The following is a 17,941-nucleotide window of genomic DNA, read 5'->3' as shown; positions in this document are numbered from 1 at the left end:
AACATCCGCTCGCTCTGATCCACAACTTCGCGAACGGCGGCCCGACTGGTTCAGCGGGCCGCCGTTCGGCGTTCCCCCGCCTCCAAGGTCTTCGGATCCACCAAGACGGAGCCGCCATCCGCCGGATCGGGCCGGACACAAGGGATGCTCGTCGCACGAGCACCATTCGAGCACCCAAACGTCCACGAGGGACAAAGCACCGAAGGCGTCTGACCTGTTTCCGCAGGTCAGACGCCTTCCGATCTTGTGCGCCCGAAGGGACTCGAACCCCTAACCTTCTGATCCGTAGTCAGAGGGTCAAGAGGTTGCCTTCCGGGACGACCACGCGGGGGCGGCCCCCGGCGAGTTGGGCGGCCGCCTGGCGGGCGGCGAACGAGGCATTGTCGCGTTCGGCGGACGCGTACGCCGCGGCGGTGCGGGCGGCGATGGTCGCCCAGCCGTACCGTTCGCTGACCATCGACCTGGCCTGGCGGGCGACCCTTCGGGCGAACGCGGCGTCGCCGAGCAGGCTGTCGACGGCGCCGGCCAGGGCGCCGGGGTCGCTGTGCGGGAAGGTGACGCCGGTGACGCCGGGTTCGACGATCTCGGCGAGTCCGCCGGTGGCGGCGACGGCGAGCGGGGCGCCGGCCGCGGCGGCCTCCAGGGCGATCATGCCGAACGGCTCGTAGAGGCTCGGGATCACGGTAGCGTCGGTGGCGGCGAGGACGGCCGGCAGTTGGGTCTCGTTCATGAAGCCGGCGAAGCTGATGGTGTCGTCGAGGCCGAGGCGGCGGGTCTCGTCCTGCAGTTCGGGCCGGTACGGCCCGTCGCCGGCGATGACGACGCGCAGGCCGGGGTGCCGGTCGGCGAGTTCGGGTACGGCGCTGACCAGGTGCTGGACGCCCTTCTCGTAGACGAGGCGGCCGGCGAAGCCGAGCAGCGGGCCGTCGCCGGCGAAGCGGGCGCGGGCGGCGGCGACGGCGCGGGGGCGGGGCCGCCAGGCGCGGTCGTCGACGCCGTTGGGGATGACCTCGACCCGGCTGGCGGGCATCTCCAGCAGGCGGGTCACCTCCCACTTCATGTATTCGGAGCAGACCAGGACCCGGCCGGCCTCGTGGCCGAGCCACCACTCGACGGAGTGGATGCACCTGTTCATCTCGTCGGGCAGCCAGCCCTGGTGGCGGCCGGCCTCGGTGGCGTGGATGGTGGCGACCAGTGGCAGGTCGAGGTGTTCCTTGAGGGTGACGGCGGTGTGGGTGACGAGCCAGTCGTGGGCGTGGATGACGTCGTATTCGCCGGACTCGGCGGCGCGCAGCGCGGCCCGGGTCAGGGTGTGGTTGAACGCCATGGTCCAGGCCAGCAGGGACGGGGTGGCGAGCGGGAACAGCGGCGGGTCTTCGGGGGCGCGGACGATGCGTACGCCGTCGGCGTACTCCTCGAGCGGGGCGCCGGCGGCGTGCCGGGTGACGACGGTGACCTCGTGGCCGGCGGCGGCCAGGGCGACCGACAGCGCGTGGACGTGCCGGCCGAGGCCGCCGACCACCACCGGCGGGTATTCCCAGGACAGCATCAGCACCCGCTGCCGCCGCGGACTTCTGATGTCGAACACTTCGGCGTTTGTTGACATTGGCCCCGCCCCCTCGGCATCGTCCCGGCGCATGCGCGACCAGACACCTGTGCGGGTGTCAGCGCATCGTCTGGGTTGTGGCCAATCGTGCCGGGAACCAGATAACCAGCGAAGACACGGCCGTTGCAGGTGTGTAACGGCAAACGGTCAAAACCGTCGGGCGCGCCTGAACTCCGCAACCGACCAGGCCTGGAAAGGGCAGCCGGTGGCGGCGTGCGGGGCTTGCCCGTCCGCGGTCTCACTGACAGACCCTAGGCCAAATTCGGGCAAATGAGACTCGATTCCGATCAACGACTCGCCGATTTCCAGCCCGGCCCGGTGCAGCGCCTCGGCGTACGGGCCGATCAGCCACGGCCAGACGGTGCCCTGGTGGTAGGCGCCGTCCCGGTCGGCCGGCCCGCCGCGGTGCTGTCCGGTGTAGTCGTGCGAGCCCGGGGCCAGGCTGCGCAGGCCGAGCGGGGTGAGCAGGGCCGCGCCGACGGCCTGCAGCATCCGCCGGTCCGGTGCCAGCGGCGCGTGCGGCAGCGACCAGGCCAGTAGCTGGTTGGGGCGCAGGTGGTCGTCGTCGTGGTGCGGCGCCCCGCCGAGCGGGTAGGTCGGCGCGGGGGCGTCGACGACGTCGTGCAGCCAGCCGGACGACGACGGGAAGCGCCGGCGGAACGACTCGACGGCCCGGGCGTGGGCGACCGGTACCGGTCCGGCGTCGGTGCCGGCCAGGTCGGCGAGGGCGGCCACCGTCGCCAGCCCGTTGATCCACAGCGCGTTGACCTCGACCGGCTTGCCGGCGCGCGGCGTCACGGGTACGCCGTACACGCGGGCGTCCATCCAGGTCAGCGCCTCACCGGGGGCGCCCTGGGTGAGCAGGCCGTCGGTCGGGTCGACGCGGATGCCGTAGCGGGTGCCGGTCAGGTGGGTGTCGACGACGGTGCGCAGCGCCGGCAGCAGTTCGGCGGCCAGGTCGGGGTCGCCGGCCACCTCGACGTGCCGGCCGACGGCGTGCAGGAACCACAGCGTGGCGTCGGCGGTGTTGTACTCGACCCGGCCGGTGTCGGCGGTGTTGGCGAGCATCCCCTCGGAGAGCCGGCCGGCGTACGCCCGCAGCAGCTCGCGCCCCTCGTCGGCGCGTCCGGTGGTGAGGAAGAGCCCCTCGTACGCCGTCATGGTGTCGCGGGACCAGGCGCCGAACCACGGGTAGCCGGCGACGACGTCCGGGCCGGCGGCGGTGGCGACCACGAACGCGTCGGCGGCCAGCGCGAGGGTCGCGTCGACGTTGTCGGCGGGTTTCGCGGCGGCGACGACCGACCGGTTGCGCCGGCGGGCGGCGGCGACCACCTCGACCGCCGGCGGCGGCTCGTCGGCGAGGTCGTCGGCCCAGGCCAGCACCTGCACCGTGGCGCCGGGGCGGTCCAGGGTGGCGGCGAAGCGGCCGGCGTACCAGAGGTCCTCGTTCGGGTTGAGGCCGCGCGCCGCCTCGGCGCGGTGGTGGGCGCCGTGCCACCACTGGCCCTCGGGCTCCCAGTCCGGGCCGGCGAGCCGGAACGCGCTCTCCACGACCGCGCCGCCGGCGACCGGCTCGACGTGCGGGGCGGGTCCGTCGGCGCGGCGCTCGCCGTGCGCGTCGCGCCAGGTGCAGACCGCGGCGAGGCTGAGGTGGACCGGGCCGCCGGTGACCAGCCGGTGCACGACGGCGACGCAGGACCGGCCGTACGTCATCGCGATCTCGCGTTCGATGACCACGTCGCCGATCCGCCAGCGCCAGCGGGGCAGCCCGTCGACCAGGTCGAACCGTTCGAGCAGTTCGTAGCCGCGCGGGTCGACGTCGCCGGAGGCCCACTCGTGGGCGCCGAGGCGTACGTGGGCGCCCGACGGGAACACCACGGCCGGGTCGAGGCCGACCAGGCCGACCCGGCGGTTGGCGCCGGTGTCGTCGGCGACGACCAGCAGCCCGTGGTAGCGGCGGGTGCGCAGCCCGCTGACGGTGCCCATGGCGTAGCCGCCGCGGCCGTCGGGAACCAGCCACTCGCGGGCGGTGCCGGCCTCCGGGTGACCGCACACCTGCGGGCCAAAACTGATCGGTATCAATGCTTCTCCTGGGGAGGGCTACGGGGAGTACCGACGGTGAGGCTGTAACACGCCGCGGTGACAATCACCAGTGTGGTCAAGTCTGCGGGCAAGATCGAGGATATGGCGGTGATCGACGACGTGCCGGCCCCCGGGGACCAGAACGTACGCGACGAGGAGGAGGAACTCAGGCGGATCGGATCGGCCGAGCGCCGGCGCCTGCGGGAGGCGGATTCCGGCGAACGGGCCTGGCGGTCGTGGGGGCCGTACCTGTCGGAGCGGGCGTGGGGAACGGTGCGCGAGGACTACAGCGAGCACGGTACGGCCTGGGACTACTTCCCGCATGATCATGCGCGGTCGCGGGCGTACCGGTGGAACGAGGACGGCATGGCCGGGGTCTGCGACGACCGGCAGACGTTCTGTTTCGCGCTGGCGCTGTGGAACGGCCGCGACCCGATCCTGAAGGAGCGGATGTTCGGCCTCGGCGGCGACGGCGGCAACCACGGCGAGGACGCCAAGGACTACTGGTGGTACGAGGACTCCACGCCCACCCACTCGTGGATGCGGTGGCGCTACCACTACCCGCAGGCCGCTTTCCCGTACGACGACCTGGTCGCGGTCAACGCCCGGCGCGGTCGCGACGAGTCGGAGTACGAACTGGTCGACACCGGCGTCTTCGACGACGACCGGTACTGGGCGGTGACCGTCGAGTACGCCAAGGAGTCGCCGACCGACATGTGCCTGCTGGTCACCGTCGCCAACCACGGTGCCGAGGCGGCCCGGCTGCACGTGCTGCCCACGCTGTGGTTCCGCAACACGTGGTCGTGGCGGCTGCCCGGCGGCGACCGGGTGCCGCACCTGGTCGGCGAGGACAACCGGCTGGTCGGCGAACACTGGGTGCTCGGCCAGATCGTGCTGGAGGGCGACGGCGAGCCGGTGCCGCTGCTGTGCGACAACGAGAGCAACGCCGACCGGCTGTGGGGGCTGCCGAGCCAGACCCGGTATCCCAAGGACGGGATCAACGACCACGTGGTGTCCGGGGCGGCGACGGTCAACCCGGCGCGTACGGGCACCAAGGGGGCGCTGCACTACGTGCTCGACGTACCCGGTGGGGGACAGGCCCGGATCCGGCTGCGGCTGCGGCTGACCGCGCCGCCGCCGGCCGGGGGAGCGGCGCCGCGGCTGGACCTCGGCGCCGGCTTCGACCGTACGATGATCGCCCGGTCGGCGGAGGCCGACGCCTTCTACGCCCGGGTCATCCCGGCCCGCGCCTCGCGGGCCGAGGCGGCGGTGGCCCGGCAGGCGCTCGCCGGGGTGCTGTGGGGCAAGCAGTTCTACCACTTCGACGTGCACCGCTGGCTGGTCGGCGATCCCGCGTCGACGGCACCGGAGGGCCGCCGTCACGGCCGCAACCACGCCTGGTGGCACATGAACAGCTTCGACGTCATCTCGATGCCGGACACCTGGGAGTATCCGTGGTACGCCGCCTGGGACCTGGCGTTCCACTGCGTCACCATCGCCCGCGTCGACCCGGGCTTCGCCAAGCAGCAGCTGCTGCTGCTGTTACGCGAGTGGTACATGCACCCCAACGGGCAGATCCCGGCGTACGAGTGGGCGTTCGGTGACGTCAACCCGCCGGTGCACGCCTGGGCGGCGCTGAAGGTCTTCGAGATCGACGGCGGGTGGGACCACGACTTCCTGGCCCGGGTGATGCACAAGCTCCTGATCAACTTCACCTGGTGGGTCAACCGCAAGGACGCCGACGGCCGCAACCTGTTCGAGGGCGGCTTCCTCGGCCTGGACAACGTCGGCCCGTTCGACCGGTCGGCGGCGCTGCCGGTCGCCGGGGTCCTGGAGCAGTCCGACGCCACCGGCTGGATGGGCATGTACGCGCTCAACCTGCTCGACATCGCGTCGATCCTGGCCCGGCACGACCCGGCGTACACCGACATCGCGACGAAGTTCTTCGAGCACTTCGCGTACATCGCCGAGGCCGCCGCCGAGCAGGGGCTGTGGGACGAGGAGGACGGCTTCTTCTACGACGTGCTGCGGCTGCCGGACGGCGACCGGGTGCCGTTGAAGGTCCGCTCGGTCGTCGGGCTGCTGCCGCTGGCCGCCGCCACGACGCTGACCTCGACGACGCTGGCCCGGATGCCGGAACTCGCCGCCCGGCTGCGCTGGTTCCTGACCAACAAGCCGGAGTACGCCGACGTGATCGGTGCCCGCCGGCTGGCCGGCGGCGGCCGGCAGCAGCGCCTGCTGTCGATGGTCGGCCCGGACCGGCTCGGCAAGATACTGGCCCGGATGCTCGACGAGGACGAGTTCCTGTCGCCGTACGGGCTGCGGACGCTGTCCCGGCAGCACCTCGCCGAGCCGTTCACGGTGTCGCTGGGCGGGCAGGACTTCACCGTCGGCTACGAGCCGGCGGAGTCGACCAGCGGCCTGTTCGGCGGCAACTCCAACTGGCGGGGCCCGATCTGGATGCCGACGAACTTCCTGCTGATCTGCGCGCTGCGCGACTACGCGGGCTTCTTCGGCGACGACCTGCTGGTGGAGCATCCGACCCGGTCGGGGCGCAAACGGACGCTGACCGAGGTCGCCGACGACCTCTCCGAGCGGCTGATCGCGATGTTCGTCCCCGACGAAGCCGGCCGGCGCCCGATGTACGGGGCGACCGAACTGTTCCAGACCCACCCCGGATGGCGGGATCTGATCGCCTTCCCGGAGTACTTCCACGGCGACAACGGCGCGGGACTGGGCGCCTGGCACCAGACCGGCTGGACGGCGCTGGTCGCCGACCTGATCCTGACCGTACGGGCCGGTGACCGGCCGCCGGCGGGCCCCCGGCCGCCGGCGCCGCGGGCCGGGCCCGGGCACAGGGATGGGAGCCGCCCGGCGGGGAACTCCGCCGGGTGACCACCAAGTGCGGCAAGTGCGGGTACGGCTACCACGAGGTGAAGAGCCCCGAGCTGGCCAACCGGATCCGCGCCTTCGGGCCGCTGTTCCGCGGCGTGCTGGTCGGCGTCGACCCGCGGATCGTGCACCGGCGGCCGTCGCCGGACGAATACTCGGCGATCGAGAACGTCCTGCACGTCGCCGACGTCATGCGCCAGCAGCACAACCGGATCTGGCTGATGCTGGTCCACGACGAGCCCGAGGTGGTGCCGGTGCCCCGCGACGATTCGCTGGTCAACGCCGCCTACCAGAACTTCGACCTGGAAACGGCGCTCGACGGGCTGACCGAGGCGTCGTCGGCGCTGGCCGACGCGATCGAGGACCTGCGCGACGAGGAGTGGTCGTACACGGCGGTGCTGCACTTCCCGTACCGCAGTGTCCGCAACATCGACTGGGTGGTCCGCGACGCGATCCACGAGGGGGTGCACCACCTGGTCGACGCGCGGCGGTCGCTCACCCCGTGACGGGGTCGACGGCGAGCAGGTCCAGCAGCCGGCGGACCACCGGTGGTACGGCGCGGGCCGGGTGGGCCAGCGCGATGTCGACGGTCGGCACGGGGGCGGTGAAACGGCGCAGCCGTACGCCGGGCACCCGTAGGGCACGGGCCCGGCCGGCGGGCACCGCGGCGACGACCGAGCCGCCGGCGACGGCGCGCAGCAGCTGCTCGTCGTCGGGCTCGTGGCGGACCAGGTTGAAGCCGCCACGCGGCCAGACCTGGGCGATCGTGCGGTCGAACATGCCGGGGCCGTTCTCCCGGGGCCACATCACGGCGGGCTCGCCGACCAGCGGCTCGCGCGGGATCCGGCGCCGGGCCGCCAGCGGATGGCCGGCGGGTACGGCGAGCAGCAGTTCCTCGGTGTCGACGTGCACGCAGCGCAGGCCGGGCTCGTCGACCGGCGGGCGGACGAAGGCGACGTCGAACCGGCCGCCGAGCAGTCCCTCGACGTTCGGCGCGGTCCAGCCGGTCTCGGCGACGACCTCCACGTGCGGGTTCCCGGCGCGGAAGCGGGCCATCAGGGCGTCGACCCGGCCGCCGCGCGCCGACCGGGTGTAGGCCAGCCGGAGGCGTTCGGTGCCGCGTACGGCGGCCCGGATGCGGGCCTGCGCGGCGTCGGCGGCGGCGAGCAGGGTGGCCGCCTCGGCGGCGACGACGCGGCCGACCGGGGTGAGGCCGGTGGCGCCGGTGCGTTCGATCAGCACGGCCCCGACCTCGCGTTCGAGGGCGCGGATCTGCTGGCTCAGCGCCGGCTGGGCGATCCGCAGCCGTTTCGCGGCGCGGGTGAAGTGCAGTTCCTCGGCGAGCACCGCGAAGTAGCGCAGCCGGCGCAGATCCATGTCCGTCATCATAAGCTGTGCTTATCAGCTGGTAGCCGGGTCGTCTTGGACAGCACGGGGTGCGGCGCGGTTGCCTTGACGCATGACTGACGTGGTGATCGTCGGAGCGGGTGTGGTCGGGCTGACCAGCGCGCTGCGACTGCAACAGGCCGGCGCGCGGGTCCTCGTGCTGACCGCGGACGATCCGGCGGACACGGTCTCGCGGGTGGCGGCCGCGGTCTGGTACCCGACCCACACCGACGGCAGCGCCCGCATGCTCGAACGGGCCCACCGGACCTTCGACGAGTACGCCGACCAGGCGGCGCGGGGCGTACCGGGGGTCGTCATGCGCCCCACCCGGATGCTGCTGCGGGCACCCGCGCCGGCCGACCCGTGGTGGGCGCCGGCCACCCGCGACTTCACCGCCGACCGGGACGTGCCGGCGCCGTACACGGGGCGGTGGCGGTTCACCGTGCCGGGCGTCGAGATGGGGCCGTACCTGGAATGGCTCGCCGAACGGCTGGTCGCCGGCGGCGGGCGGCTGGCGCGACGCCGGCTCGCCCGGCTCGCCGACGTCGCCGACCTCGCCCCGGTCGTGGTCAACGCGTCCGGGCTCGGGGCCCGCACCCTCGCCGCCGACCCGGCGGTGCACCCGGCGCGCGGCCGGATCGTGGTGGTCGCCAACCCCGGGCTGCACGTGTCGGTACGCGACGAGGACGACCCGGCCGGGATCACGTACGTCCACCCGCGCAGCCGGGACGTCGTGCTCGGCGGCACGTTCGAGCCGGACGCGTACGACACCGGCCCTGACGACGCGGCCAGCGCCGCGATCGTGGCCCGGTGCACCGCCCTGGTACCCGAACTCGCCGGGGCCCCGGTGCTCGCCCGGCTCGCCGGGCTACGGCCGGCCCGGCACGGCGGGCCGCGGGTGCAAGCCGACCCGGTGGGGCTGCCCGGCGGGGTCCGGCTCGTGCACAACTACGGGCACGGCGGGGCCGGGATGACGCTGGCCTGGGGCTGCGCCGACGAGGTGGTGTCGCTGGTCAGCGGGCCGGGCGCAGCAGCGTGAAGACCGCGCCGGTCGGGTCGACCAGCGTGCTCAGCCGCCCGGTCGGGGTGTCCCGGGGCGGTACGACGACGGCGGCGCCGAGATCGGCGGCGACGGTGACGGTGTCGTCGACGTCGACACAGCCGAAGTAGACCATCCAGCCGGCCGGGACCGTGGCGGCGAGCTCCGGCGGCAGGGTGAGCCGGCCGGCGACCGGCCGGCCGCCGGCGGTGAACAGCACGAAGCCGTCGTCGGGTGCCCCGTCGGGACGCACCGGCGACAGGCCGAGCGCGGCCCGGTAGAAGTCGTCGGCCGCCGCCGGGGCGGTGGTCATGTATTCGAACCAGGAGGGCCGGCCGGGGCCGGGTGGCGGCGGGGTGTGCCCGGTGGTCACGGCGAAGGTGGCGCCGGCCGGGTCGGCGGCCCGCAGCATCCCGGCCGGGTCCGTCCCGTACACCCGGCCACCGGCGGCGACGATGCCGGCCCGGGTGGCGGCCGGATCGGCGGTGCCGAACACCGTCGACCATCCGGAGTGGAAGGTGCGGGTGGGGCGTACCGTCGCCACGGTGGCCCCGTCGACGGTGGCGACAACGGTGTCACCGGAGCCGTCGACCGACCAGCCGAGCAGCCGGGCGTAGAACGCCGCCGCGGACGACACGGCGGTGGTGGAGAGGTCGACGGCGACCGGAAGAGTCCAGGAGTCGGGCACGGATCCTCCACACAGGTCGAAGGACGCCGGATCGGCGCCAGAAAACCTTATGGGACCCCGGTTGCCGCGTCGAGGGGTATCGTGCGCCGCATCAGGTCGTCGAGGCGCTGCGGCCGGCCGAGGTGGAAGCCCTGCCCCCGGTCGACGCCGAGCATCTTGAGCACCCCGACCAGTTCCGGCCGGTCGATGTGCTCGGCCACGGTGTACATGCCCAGCCCGTGGGCGGCCCGCACGACGGCGTCGACGAGGATCGGGTCGGGGCCGCCGTGGTCGGCATGCCGGACGAACTCACCGGCGATCTTCACGGTGGTGAACGGCAGGTGCTTGAGGTAGACGAAGGAACCGTATCCGGCACCGAAGTCGTCGAGGCTGAACCCGCAGCCGGCGGACGTGATCGTCGAGGCGAGCCGGCGGGCGTCGTGCAGGTTGGCGATCGCTGTCGTCTCGGTGATCTCCAGGCCGAGCCGGGTCGCCGGCACCCCGGCCGACCGCAGGGCGTGGACCACCCAGTCGCCGAACGACGGGTCCTCCAGCGAACGGCTGGAGATGTTGACGTCGAAGCGCAGGGCGGCGCCGGCGGCGGTGGCCCGGGCCAGGGCCCGGATCGCCGTCTCGACCACCCAGCGGTCCAGCTCGCAGACCATGTCGCCGCGTTCGAGGGCGGGCAGGAAGTCGGCGGGTTCGAGTTCGGGCAGGTGGCCGTCGCGGACCCGGACCAGCAGTTCGTAGCTGTGCACCCCGAGGTCGGACAGGTCGATGATCGGCTGGGCGTCGAGTTCGAGCCGGCCGGTGTCCAGGGCCCGGCGGACCCGGGAGACCACACCGACCCGCTGGGCGGCCTGCCGGTGCTGCTCCGGGGCGAACAGCCGGGCGCGGTTGCGGCCCTCGTCCTTGGCCTGGTAGAGCGCCAGGTCGGCGTGGGCGAGGAGCAGGTCGTGGTCGTCGCCGGGCTCGAACGGGGCGGCACCGATCGACAGGGTCACCCGCAGCGGCTCGCCGCGTACGGCGAACGGGGTCCGGGCGACCAGGTCGCACAGCCGGCCCGCCACCGCCATCGCCGCTGCCGGGTCGTATCCGTCGAGCAGGACGGCGAACTCGTCGCCGCCGAGCCGGCCGACGACGGCACCGGCCGGCAGGTGACTGGTCAGCAGCCGGGCCAGCAGCCGCATGACCTCGTCGCCGACGCCGTGCCCACGTAGGTCGTTGATGTCCTTGAAGTTGTCGACGTCGATGAGCAGCAGGGTGCCGCCGGCCCGGCCCTGGGCGGCCGCGCCGCTGATCGCCGCGGTCAGCGCCCGCCGGTTCGGCAGCCCGGTCAGCGGGTCGTGGTCGGCGAGATAGGTCAGCTCGTCCTGCACCCGCTGGACCTCGGTGACGTCGTGCGCGGTGCCGAGGACCCGGGCCGGCGCCCCGCCGGCGTCGGTGAAGACCTCGCCGTAGCACTCGAACACGCGCAGCGTCCGCCCGTCGGCCAGGTACATGCGGTGGGTGTAGCTGAACGGCGCCGGACGCTCCAGCGCCGCCGCCAGGGTCGACTCGATCATCGCGACGTCGTCGGGGTAGAGCATCGCCCGGTAGGCGGGGTAGTCGAGGGTGGAACCGGCCGGTAGGCCGAACATCGACAGCAGGGTCGGTGACCAGATGACGTCATTGGTCGCCAGGTCCCACTCCCACGTGCCGACCTTCGACAGCTGTTCGATGTGCTTCAGCCGCCACTCGTAGTTGTCGGCCCGGGCCCGGTCGGCGCGGGCCGCGGTGACGTCGGCGACCTCGTAGAGCAGTTCGGGCCCGACGCCGTCGCGCGGCGGCAGTTGCCGGCAGGTCACCCGCAGGTAGTGGGGCTTGCCGTCGGGGACCGGGCAGGGCAGCTCCCGGGACGGGCCGTCGGGGGTCACCGTGGCCAGCGGCAGGGTACGCAGGTCGGTGCCGATCGCCTGGCCGAGCCGGACGGCCGCCTCGTTGCACCAGTCGACCGTGCCGTCGGTGGTCGTCAGGAGGGCGCTGCCCATCACCTGGAGCACCGCGTCCGGAACACCCGGCGGCAGTGCTGCTGGCACGGTGCCTCCCCTGGATCGGTGACGGGGTCGGGGCCGACGACCGGGGGCACGGTCGGGGGCCACGGAGTGACCGAGTGTACAACCGGCTCGGCAACCGGCCGGCGGGCGAACCGCCCCCGCCGGCCGGTCCCCGCCGGACCGGGCCGGCGCCACCGGCCACGCCGGCCGGCGGCGCCGGGTGGGTTACGGACGGCCCCGCTTGACCTCGAAGAACGTCGGCGTACGCAGCAGCGGCTCGACGGCGTCCCAGATCGCCAGCGCCTCGGCCTTGTCGGTCACCTCGCCCACGATCGGGCCGTGCACACCGCGCGTGACCCCGTCGACGGTCAGCACGGGGGAGCCGATGTCGGGGCCGGCGGCCTCCCACGCCGTGGTGTGCGAGCGCCGTACGGCCTCGTCCCACGACGCGTCGTCGAGCGCGCCCGCGGCGTCGGCGACACCGGCGGCCTCGGCGGCGGCGCGTACCGAGGCGTCGGTGAGCGGGTTCATCGACTCGAAGGTGTGGGTGCCGAGTGCGGTGTAGAAGCGGCCGGCGTCGTCGTTGCGGCCGGCGGCCTGCAACGCCTCGATCAGCCGCAGCGCCTTGGTGGAGGCCGCCATCATCTCGCGGAACTCGTCCGGCGGCGGTTCGTCGTTGAGCAGGGCGAGGCTGAACGGCCGCCAGCGGACGGCCAGATCACGCTCGGGGGCGACGCTGAGCAGCCAGCGCGAGGTGCGCCACGTCCAGGGGCAGGCCGGGTCGAAGTGGAACGTCACATCCATGCCCGAAAGTCTAGATCCGGAACGGCGCCGGGGAGGGGTGTAGCCGTCGGCCGGGCGACAGGATAACGGTCCCCGGTCGGGTTCGCCTGCTGGCCGCAGGTTTGCCGGCGGGCCGGGTAGGGCAGTGAGCGGTCACGCCCATCGCGTCACCGCCGACGCGCCTCGACGCGCCGCGGCCCACGCGACGGGCCTGATCAGCTGGCCTGCCGGGACCGCACCCGGCGGGGCAGCCGCCGAGGGAGGGGCGGAATGGGCAGACGCGTAGAGCGGACCACCGGGGGACGTGCCGGCCCCCGACGACGTGGCCGCCGGATGGTGGCCGCCGCGGCGGCGCTGGGGGTGCTGCTGCCGCTGGCCGCGTGTGGCGGCGGCGACGGCGGTGTGCCGACCATAAACCTGTACTACCCGCCGGAGCAGAACCTGCAGACGGTGATCGACAACTGCAACGAGCAGGCGCAGGGACGCTACCGGATCGAATACCGGGTGCTGCCCCGTGGCGCCGACGACCAGCGGGTCCAGATGGTGCGCCGGCTCGCCGCCGGGGACCGGGGGATGGACGTGCTGGGGCTGGACGTGACCTGGACCCAGGAGTTCGCCAGCGCCGACTGGATCCTGCCGTGGACCGGCGACGCGCGGGCCGAGGTCGAGCGGGGCACGCTCGCCGGGCCGCTGGAGTCGGCCCGCTACGAGGACGAGTTGTTCGCGGCGCCGAAGAACACCAACGTGCAGCTGCTGTGGTACCGCACCGACCTGGTCGAGCAGCCGCCGGAGACCTGGGACGACATGATCGCGGCGGCACAGCGGCTCAAGGAGCGGGGGCAGCCGTACCAGGTGCTCACCATGGGCGCCCAGTACGAGGGGCTGGTCGCCTTCTACAACACCCTGGTCGCCAGCGCCGGTGGGCAGATCCTCAACGAGGACGGCACCGAGGCGGTCTTCGACGAGGGCGCGGTGCGCGCCCTGGAGGTGCTCCAGCGGTTCGCGACCGCCGGGGTGACCAGCGCGTCGTTCACCAACGCGCTGGAGGACGACGTACGGCTGGCGTTCCAGTCCGGCAACGGCGCCTTCCAGCTCAACTGGCCGTTCGTCTACCCGGCCCTGCAGGAGGGGGCGCCGGAACTGGCGGACAAGGTCGGCTGGGCCCGCTACCCGGGCGTCGACGCCGGCCAGCCGAGCCGGGTCACGATCGGTGGCGTCAACCTGGCGGTGAGCCGCTACTCCGATCATCCCGACGAGGCGTTCGAGGCCGCGCTGTGCATCCGCAACGCCGAGAACCAGAAGTTCTCCGCGATCAACGACGGCGTGCCGCCGACGATCGAGAGCATCTACGCCGACCCGGAGATGACCGAGGCGTACCCGATGAAGGACGAGATCCTCGCCGAGCTGCGGGACGGCGCCACCCGGCCGTTGACGCCGGCGTACCAGAACGTGTCGACGGTGCTGTCCGTGACGCTGTCCCCGCCGTCGGCGATCCGGCCGCAGGAGACCGCGGACCAGCTGCGCCGGTCGGTGCAGGACGCGCTGGAATCCAAGGGGGTGCTGCCGGGATGAGCCACCGAGCCGAACCGACCACCGAAGGAGGGCTCGCCGACCGTAAGGCCGGCCGGCGGGTCAAGGCGCCGCTGAGCGAGGGCAAGAAGGCCGAGCGCCGGCTGGGGTGGCTGCTGTGCGCCCCGGCCGCGCTGGTGATGGTCGCCGTGACGGCGTACCCGATCTTCTACTCGGTCTGGCTGTCGTTGCAGCGGTTCGACCTGAAGTTTCCCGACCAGCGCGAGTTCATCGGGCTGGAGAACTACGTGACGGTGCTGACCAACGAGTTCTGGTGGACCGCGTTCGGGGTCACCATGCTCATCACGGTCGTCACGGTCGCGGTCGAGCTGGTGCTCGGCATGGGGCTGGCGATCATCATGCACCGTACGATCGTCGGCCGCGGCCTGGTGCGGACCTCGGCCCTGATCCCGTACGGGATCGTGACGGTCGTGGCCGCGTTCTCCTGGCGGTACGCGTGGACGCCGGACACCGGCTACCTGGCGAACCTGTTCAGTGACGGGGCGCCGCTGACCGAGCGGGCCAGCGCGCTGGGCATCATCATGCTGGCCGAGATCTGGAAGACCACGCCGTTCATGGCCCTGCTGCTGATGGCCGGGCTGGCGCTGGTCCCCGAAGACCTGCTCAAGGCGGCGTCGATGGACGGGGCCAGCGGGTGGCAGCGGTTCACCAAGGTGATGCTGCCGGTGATGAAGCCGGCGATCCTGGTCGCGCTGCTCTTCCGGACCCTGGACGCGTTCCGGGTCTTCGACAACATCTACGTGCTGACCGCCGGGGCCAACCAGACCTCGTCGGTGTCGATGCTCGCCTACAACAACCTGATGAAGGGGCTCAACCTCGGCATCGGCTCGACGATGTCGGTGCTGATCTTCCTGACCGTGGCGGTCATCGCCTTCATCTTCGTGAAGCTGTTCGGCACCGCTGCCCCGGGCAGCTCCGACGAGGGGAGGCGCTGATGGCCGCGCTGGACACCACCCCGGCGAAGAAGTGGCGGTGGGGCCTGCTGGACGCGGTCGTCGTGGTCTTCGCGCTGACGCCGGTGCTGTGGATCGCGTCGCTGTCGTTCAAGACGCCGGGCACCCTGACCGACGGCAACTTCATCCCGCGGGAATGGACGCTGGAGAACTACCGCACGATCTTCCAGACCGACCAGTTCATCCGGGCGCTGATCAACTCGATCGGCATCGCGATGATCTCGACGGTGATCGCGGTGGTGCTCGGCATGCTGGCCGCGTACGCCATCGCCCGGCTGGACTTCCCCGGCAAGGGGCTGCTGGTCGGGGTGTCGCTGCTGATCGCGATGTTCCCGCAGGTGTCGCTGGTGTCGCCGCTGTTCGACATCGAGCGCCGGCTCGGGCTGTTCGACACCTGGCCGGGCCTGATCCTGCCGTACATCACGTTCGCGCTGCCGCTGGCGATCTACACGCTGTCGGCGTTCTTCAAGCAGATCCCGTGGGACCTGGAGAAGGCGGCGAAGATGGACGGCGCCACCCAGGGGCAGGCGTTCCGGCGGGTGATCGCGCCGCTGGCCGCGCCGGGCGTGTTCACCACCGCGATCCTGGTCTTCATCTTCTGCTGGAACGACTTCCTGTTCGCGATCTCGCTGACCTCGACCGAGCGGTCCCGTACGGTCCCGGTCGCGCTGTCGTTCTTCACCGGCGAGTCGCAGTTCGAGGACCCGACCGGGGCGATCTCCGCGGCCGCCGTGGTGATCACCGTACCGATCATTCTGTTCGTGCTGTTCTTCCAGCGTCGCATCGTCTCGGGCCTGACGTCCGGCGCGGTCAAGGGGTGAGTTTTCGTGGCTGACATCGTGCTGGACCAGATGAGCAAGAAGTATCCGGACGGGACGGTCGCGGTCCGCGACGTCGACCTGACGATCGCCGACGGCGAGTTCGTCATCCTGGTCGGCCCGTCCGGGTGCGGCAAGTCGACCACCCTGAACATGATCGCCGGACTGGAGGACATCAGCTCCGGGGAACTGCGCATCGGTGGCGAGCGGGTCAACGACAAGGCGCCCCGCGACCGGGACATCGCGATGGTGTTCCAGTCGTACGCGCTGTACCCGAACATGACCGTGCGGGAGAACATGGCGTTCCCGCTCAAGCTGGCCAAGCTCGACAAGGCGACCATCGACGAGAAGGTCACCGAGGCGGCCAAGGTGCTGGAGCTGACCGCGCTGCTCGACCGCAGGCCGGCGAACCTCTCCGGCGGCCAGCGCCAGCGGGTGGCGATGGGGCGGGCGATCGTCCGCAGCCCGAAGGCGTTCCTGATGGACGAGCCGCTGTCCAACCTCGACGCGAAGCTGCGGGTGCAGATGCGGACCGTGGTGTCCCGGCTGCAGAAGCGGCTCGGCACCACCACGGTGTACGTCACCCACGACCAGACCGAGGCGATGACGCTCGGCGACCGTGTGGTGATCATGCGGGCCGGCGCGGTGCAGCAGGTCGGTGAACCGCAGAACCTCTACGACCATCCGGCCAACCTGTTCGTCGCCGGGTTCATCGGCTCGCCGTCGATGAACTTCCTCATCGCGACCGCCGAGGACGGCAAGCTGCGGACCTCGCTCGGCGACCTGCCGATCGGCGACCGGGTACGCCGCCAGCTCGAGGGCGGCGACGCCGGCCGGGAACTGATCGTCGGCATCCGGCCCGAGCACTTCGAGGACGCGGCCCTGGTCGACGCCGCGCACCGGGACCGGGGGATGGAGTTCGAGGCACCGGTCGACCTGGTCGAGTCGATGGGGTCCGACAAGTACGTCTACCTCTCGGTCGAGGGTGAGCGGGCCAGTTCCGCCGAACTGGAGGAGTTGGCCGCCGACATCGGCGCCTCGGACCTGCCCGGGGGTGGCGGCTCCAACCTGGTGACCCGGTTGTCGGCCGAGTCCGACGTACGCGAGGGCGAGAACCGGCGGATCTGGCTCAACCTGGAGAAGATCCACCTGTTCGACCCGTCCGACGGGCGCAACCTGACGCTGCACGAGGGCCGGTCCGGCGGGGTGACCGCCGCCTGAGCGGTTCGTACGGGGCCACCGTGGGAACGCGGTGGCCCCGTACGTGTGCTTGCCGGGGGTTTGGTTGCCGACCGGACGGGTAGCGACCACCAGACACGGTGCCGGACGGTTGAGGGAGTGGTTTCGGGATGGACGGCCAGGTCAAGGTCGCGGTTATCTACTACAGCGCCACGGGGACCACGTTCCAGATGGCCCGGGCGGCGGTCGCCGCGGCCGAGAAGGCCGGTGCCGAGGCCCGGCTGCGCAAGGTGCGCGAGCTGGCACCCGAGGAGGCGATCCGGTCCAACGCCGGGTGGCACGCCCACCACCTGGAGACCCAGGACGTCGACGTCGCCGAACTCGACGACCTGGAGTGGGCCGACGTGGTCATCTTCGGCACCCCGACCCGGTACGGGGTGATGGCGGCCCAGCTCAAGCAGTTCATCGACGGCAGCGGTCCACTGTGGTCGAGGGGCGGGCTGGTGAACAAGGTCTTCGCCGGCTTCTGCTCGACCGCGACCGCGCACGGCGGGCAGGAGGCCACCCTGTTGTCGCTGTTCACCGTCGTCTACCACTGGGGCGGGATCGTGGTCACCCCCGGGTACGTCGAACCGAGCCAGTTCGTCGCCGGCAACCCGTACGGCGGTTCGCACACCAGCAACAACGGCGAGGTCCCGCCGGACGAGCAGGCGCTGGGCGCCACGGCGCTGACCGCGCGGCGGGCGGTGGAGATCGCCACCGCGCTCAAGCGCGGCATCGCCTGACGCTGCCGGCTGACGGTACCGAGGGGGCGGGCGGATGCCGCCCCCCGACGCCGGTGATCGTCTGCTGTCCAGCCCGTCGACACGCCGTACCGCGACCGGCGGAATAGCAGACGATCACCACGACC

At 72.3% G+C, this 17,941-nt stretch carries 14 protein-coding genes and 1 tRNA gene; 8 read left to right on the top strand and 7 right to left on the bottom strand.

Features of this window, described 5'->3' with window-relative positions:
• Window positions 1-247 precede the first annotated feature (247 nt).
• From AB0M79_RS30400 to AB0M79_RS30390, 3 genes are all read right to left on the bottom strand, one after another.
• Window positions 248-327, bottom strand: a tRNA-Arg gene (locus AB0M79_RS30400).
• Window positions 290-1,606, bottom strand: a complete 1,317-nt coding sequence (locus AB0M79_RS30395) for a glycosyltransferase family 4 protein (protein ID WP_357541766.1) — start codon at window positions 1,604-1,606, stop codon at window positions 290-292. The genes AB0M79_RS30400 and AB0M79_RS30395 overlap by 38 nt, the downstream gene beginning before the upstream one ends.
• A 147-nt stretch (window positions 1,607-1,753) precedes the next feature.
• Window positions 1,754-3,688, bottom strand: coding sequence for an amylo-alpha-1,6-glucosidase (locus AB0M79_RS30390; protein ID WP_364220300.1), 1,935 nt, complete (start codon window positions 3,686-3,688; stop codon window positions 1,754-1,756).
• A 63-nt stretch (window positions 3,689-3,751) separates the two neighbouring features.
• On the opposite strand from AB0M79_RS30390, the gene AB0M79_RS30385 reads away from it, so the two are divergent.
• The gene (locus tag AB0M79_RS30385) at window positions 3,752-6,583 is read left to right on the top strand and encodes a glucosidase (RefSeq protein WP_364220310.1); all 2,832 of its coding nucleotides are present in this window, start codon (window positions 3,752-3,754) and stop codon (window positions 6,581-6,583) included.
• Window positions 6,580-7,086 carry a DinB family protein gene (locus tag AB0M79_RS30380; RefSeq protein WP_364220297.1) on the top strand — a complete coding sequence of 169 codons (507 nt, stop codon included), beginning with the start codon at window positions 6,580-6,582 and terminating at the stop codon, window positions 7,084-7,086. The genes AB0M79_RS30385 and AB0M79_RS30380 overlap by 4 nt, the downstream gene beginning before the upstream one ends.
• Here AB0M79_RS30380 and AB0M79_RS30375 read toward each other — a convergent pair.
• Window positions 7,076-7,957, bottom strand: coding sequence for a LysR family transcriptional regulator (locus AB0M79_RS30375; protein ID WP_364220294.1), 882 nt, complete (start codon window positions 7,955-7,957; stop codon window positions 7,076-7,078). The two genes, AB0M79_RS30380 and AB0M79_RS30375, sit on opposite strands and share 11 nt — an antisense overlap.
• 82 nt (window positions 7,958-8,039) lie before the next feature.
• Here AB0M79_RS30375 and AB0M79_RS30370 point away from each other — a divergent pair, with 82 nt between their 5' ends.
• On the top strand, window positions 8,040-9,005 hold the full coding sequence (locus tag AB0M79_RS30370) for an FAD-dependent oxidoreductase (protein ID WP_364220291.1): 966 nt from the start codon (window positions 8,040-8,042) through the stop codon (window positions 9,003-9,005).
• Here the strand turns inward: AB0M79_RS30370 and AB0M79_RS30365 are convergent.
• The 3 genes from AB0M79_RS30365 to AB0M79_RS30355 all read right to left on the bottom strand — a co-directional run bounded on the left by AB0M79_RS30365 (window position 8,980) and on the right by AB0M79_RS30355 (window position 12,512).
• The gene (locus tag AB0M79_RS30365; RefSeq protein ID WP_364220288.1) at window positions 8,980-9,693 is read right to left on the bottom strand and encodes a VOC family protein; all 714 of its coding nucleotides are present in this window, start codon (window positions 9,691-9,693) and stop codon (window positions 8,980-8,982) included. The genes AB0M79_RS30370 and AB0M79_RS30365 overlap by 26 nt on opposite strands.
• Before the next feature lie 47 nt (window positions 9,694-9,740).
• Complete coding sequence (locus AB0M79_RS30360) at window positions 9,741-11,750, bottom strand: EAL domain-containing protein (RefSeq protein ID WP_364220285.1); 2,010 nt, start codon at window positions 11,748-11,750, stop codon at window positions 9,741-9,743.
• 183 nt (window positions 11,751-11,933) lie between these two features.
• Window positions 11,934-12,512: a DsbA family protein gene (locus AB0M79_RS30355; RefSeq protein WP_364220282.1), complete on the bottom strand. Its 579-nt coding sequence runs from the start codon at window positions 12,510-12,512 to the stop codon at window positions 11,934-11,936.
• A 312-nt stretch (window positions 12,513-12,824) separates the two neighbouring features.
• Between AB0M79_RS30355 and AB0M79_RS30350 the strand changes: the two genes are divergently transcribed.
• From AB0M79_RS30350 to wrbA, 5 genes are all read left to right on the top strand, one after another.
• A complete protein-coding gene (locus AB0M79_RS30350; protein WP_364220307.1) occupies window positions 12,825-14,063 on the top strand; it encodes an ABC transporter substrate-binding protein in 1,239 nt (412 codons plus the stop codon).
• Window positions 14,060-15,016, top strand: a complete 957-nt coding sequence (locus tag AB0M79_RS30345; RefSeq protein WP_364220279.1) for a sugar ABC transporter permease — start codon at window positions 14,060-14,062, stop codon at window positions 15,014-15,016. Before AB0M79_RS30350 ends, AB0M79_RS30345 begins: the two co-directional genes overlap by 4 nt.
• The gene (locus AB0M79_RS30340) at window positions 15,016-15,855 is read left to right on the top strand and encodes a carbohydrate ABC transporter permease (protein ID WP_357541784.1); all 840 of its coding nucleotides are present in this window, start codon (window positions 15,016-15,018) and stop codon (window positions 15,853-15,855) included. The genes AB0M79_RS30345 and AB0M79_RS30340 overlap by 1 nt, the downstream gene beginning before the upstream one ends.
• Window positions 15,856-15,861: 6 nt before the next feature.
• Window positions 15,862-17,073: a sn-glycerol-3-phosphate ABC transporter ATP-binding protein UgpC gene (ugpC, locus tag AB0M79_RS30335; protein WP_364220276.1), complete on the top strand. Its 1,212-nt coding sequence runs from the start codon at window positions 15,862-15,864 to the stop codon at window positions 17,071-17,073.
• Window positions 17,074-17,201: 128 nt separating this feature from the next.
• Window positions 17,202-17,816, top strand: a complete 615-nt coding sequence (wrbA, locus tag AB0M79_RS30330) for an NAD(P)H:quinone oxidoreductase (protein ID WP_364220273.1) — start codon at window positions 17,202-17,204, stop codon at window positions 17,814-17,816.
• The last annotated feature ends 125 nt before the right edge of the window (window positions 17,817-17,941 follow it).

It is taken from the genome of Polymorphospora sp. NPDC051019 (assembly GCF_040683055.1).
Taxonomy (GTDB): Bacteria; Actinomycetota; Actinomycetes; order Mycobacteriales; family Micromonosporaceae; genus Polymorphospora; species Polymorphospora lycopeni.
The sequence above is the reverse complement of the archived record's forward strand: the minus strand, read 5'-3'. Positions and strand labels throughout refer to the sequence as shown.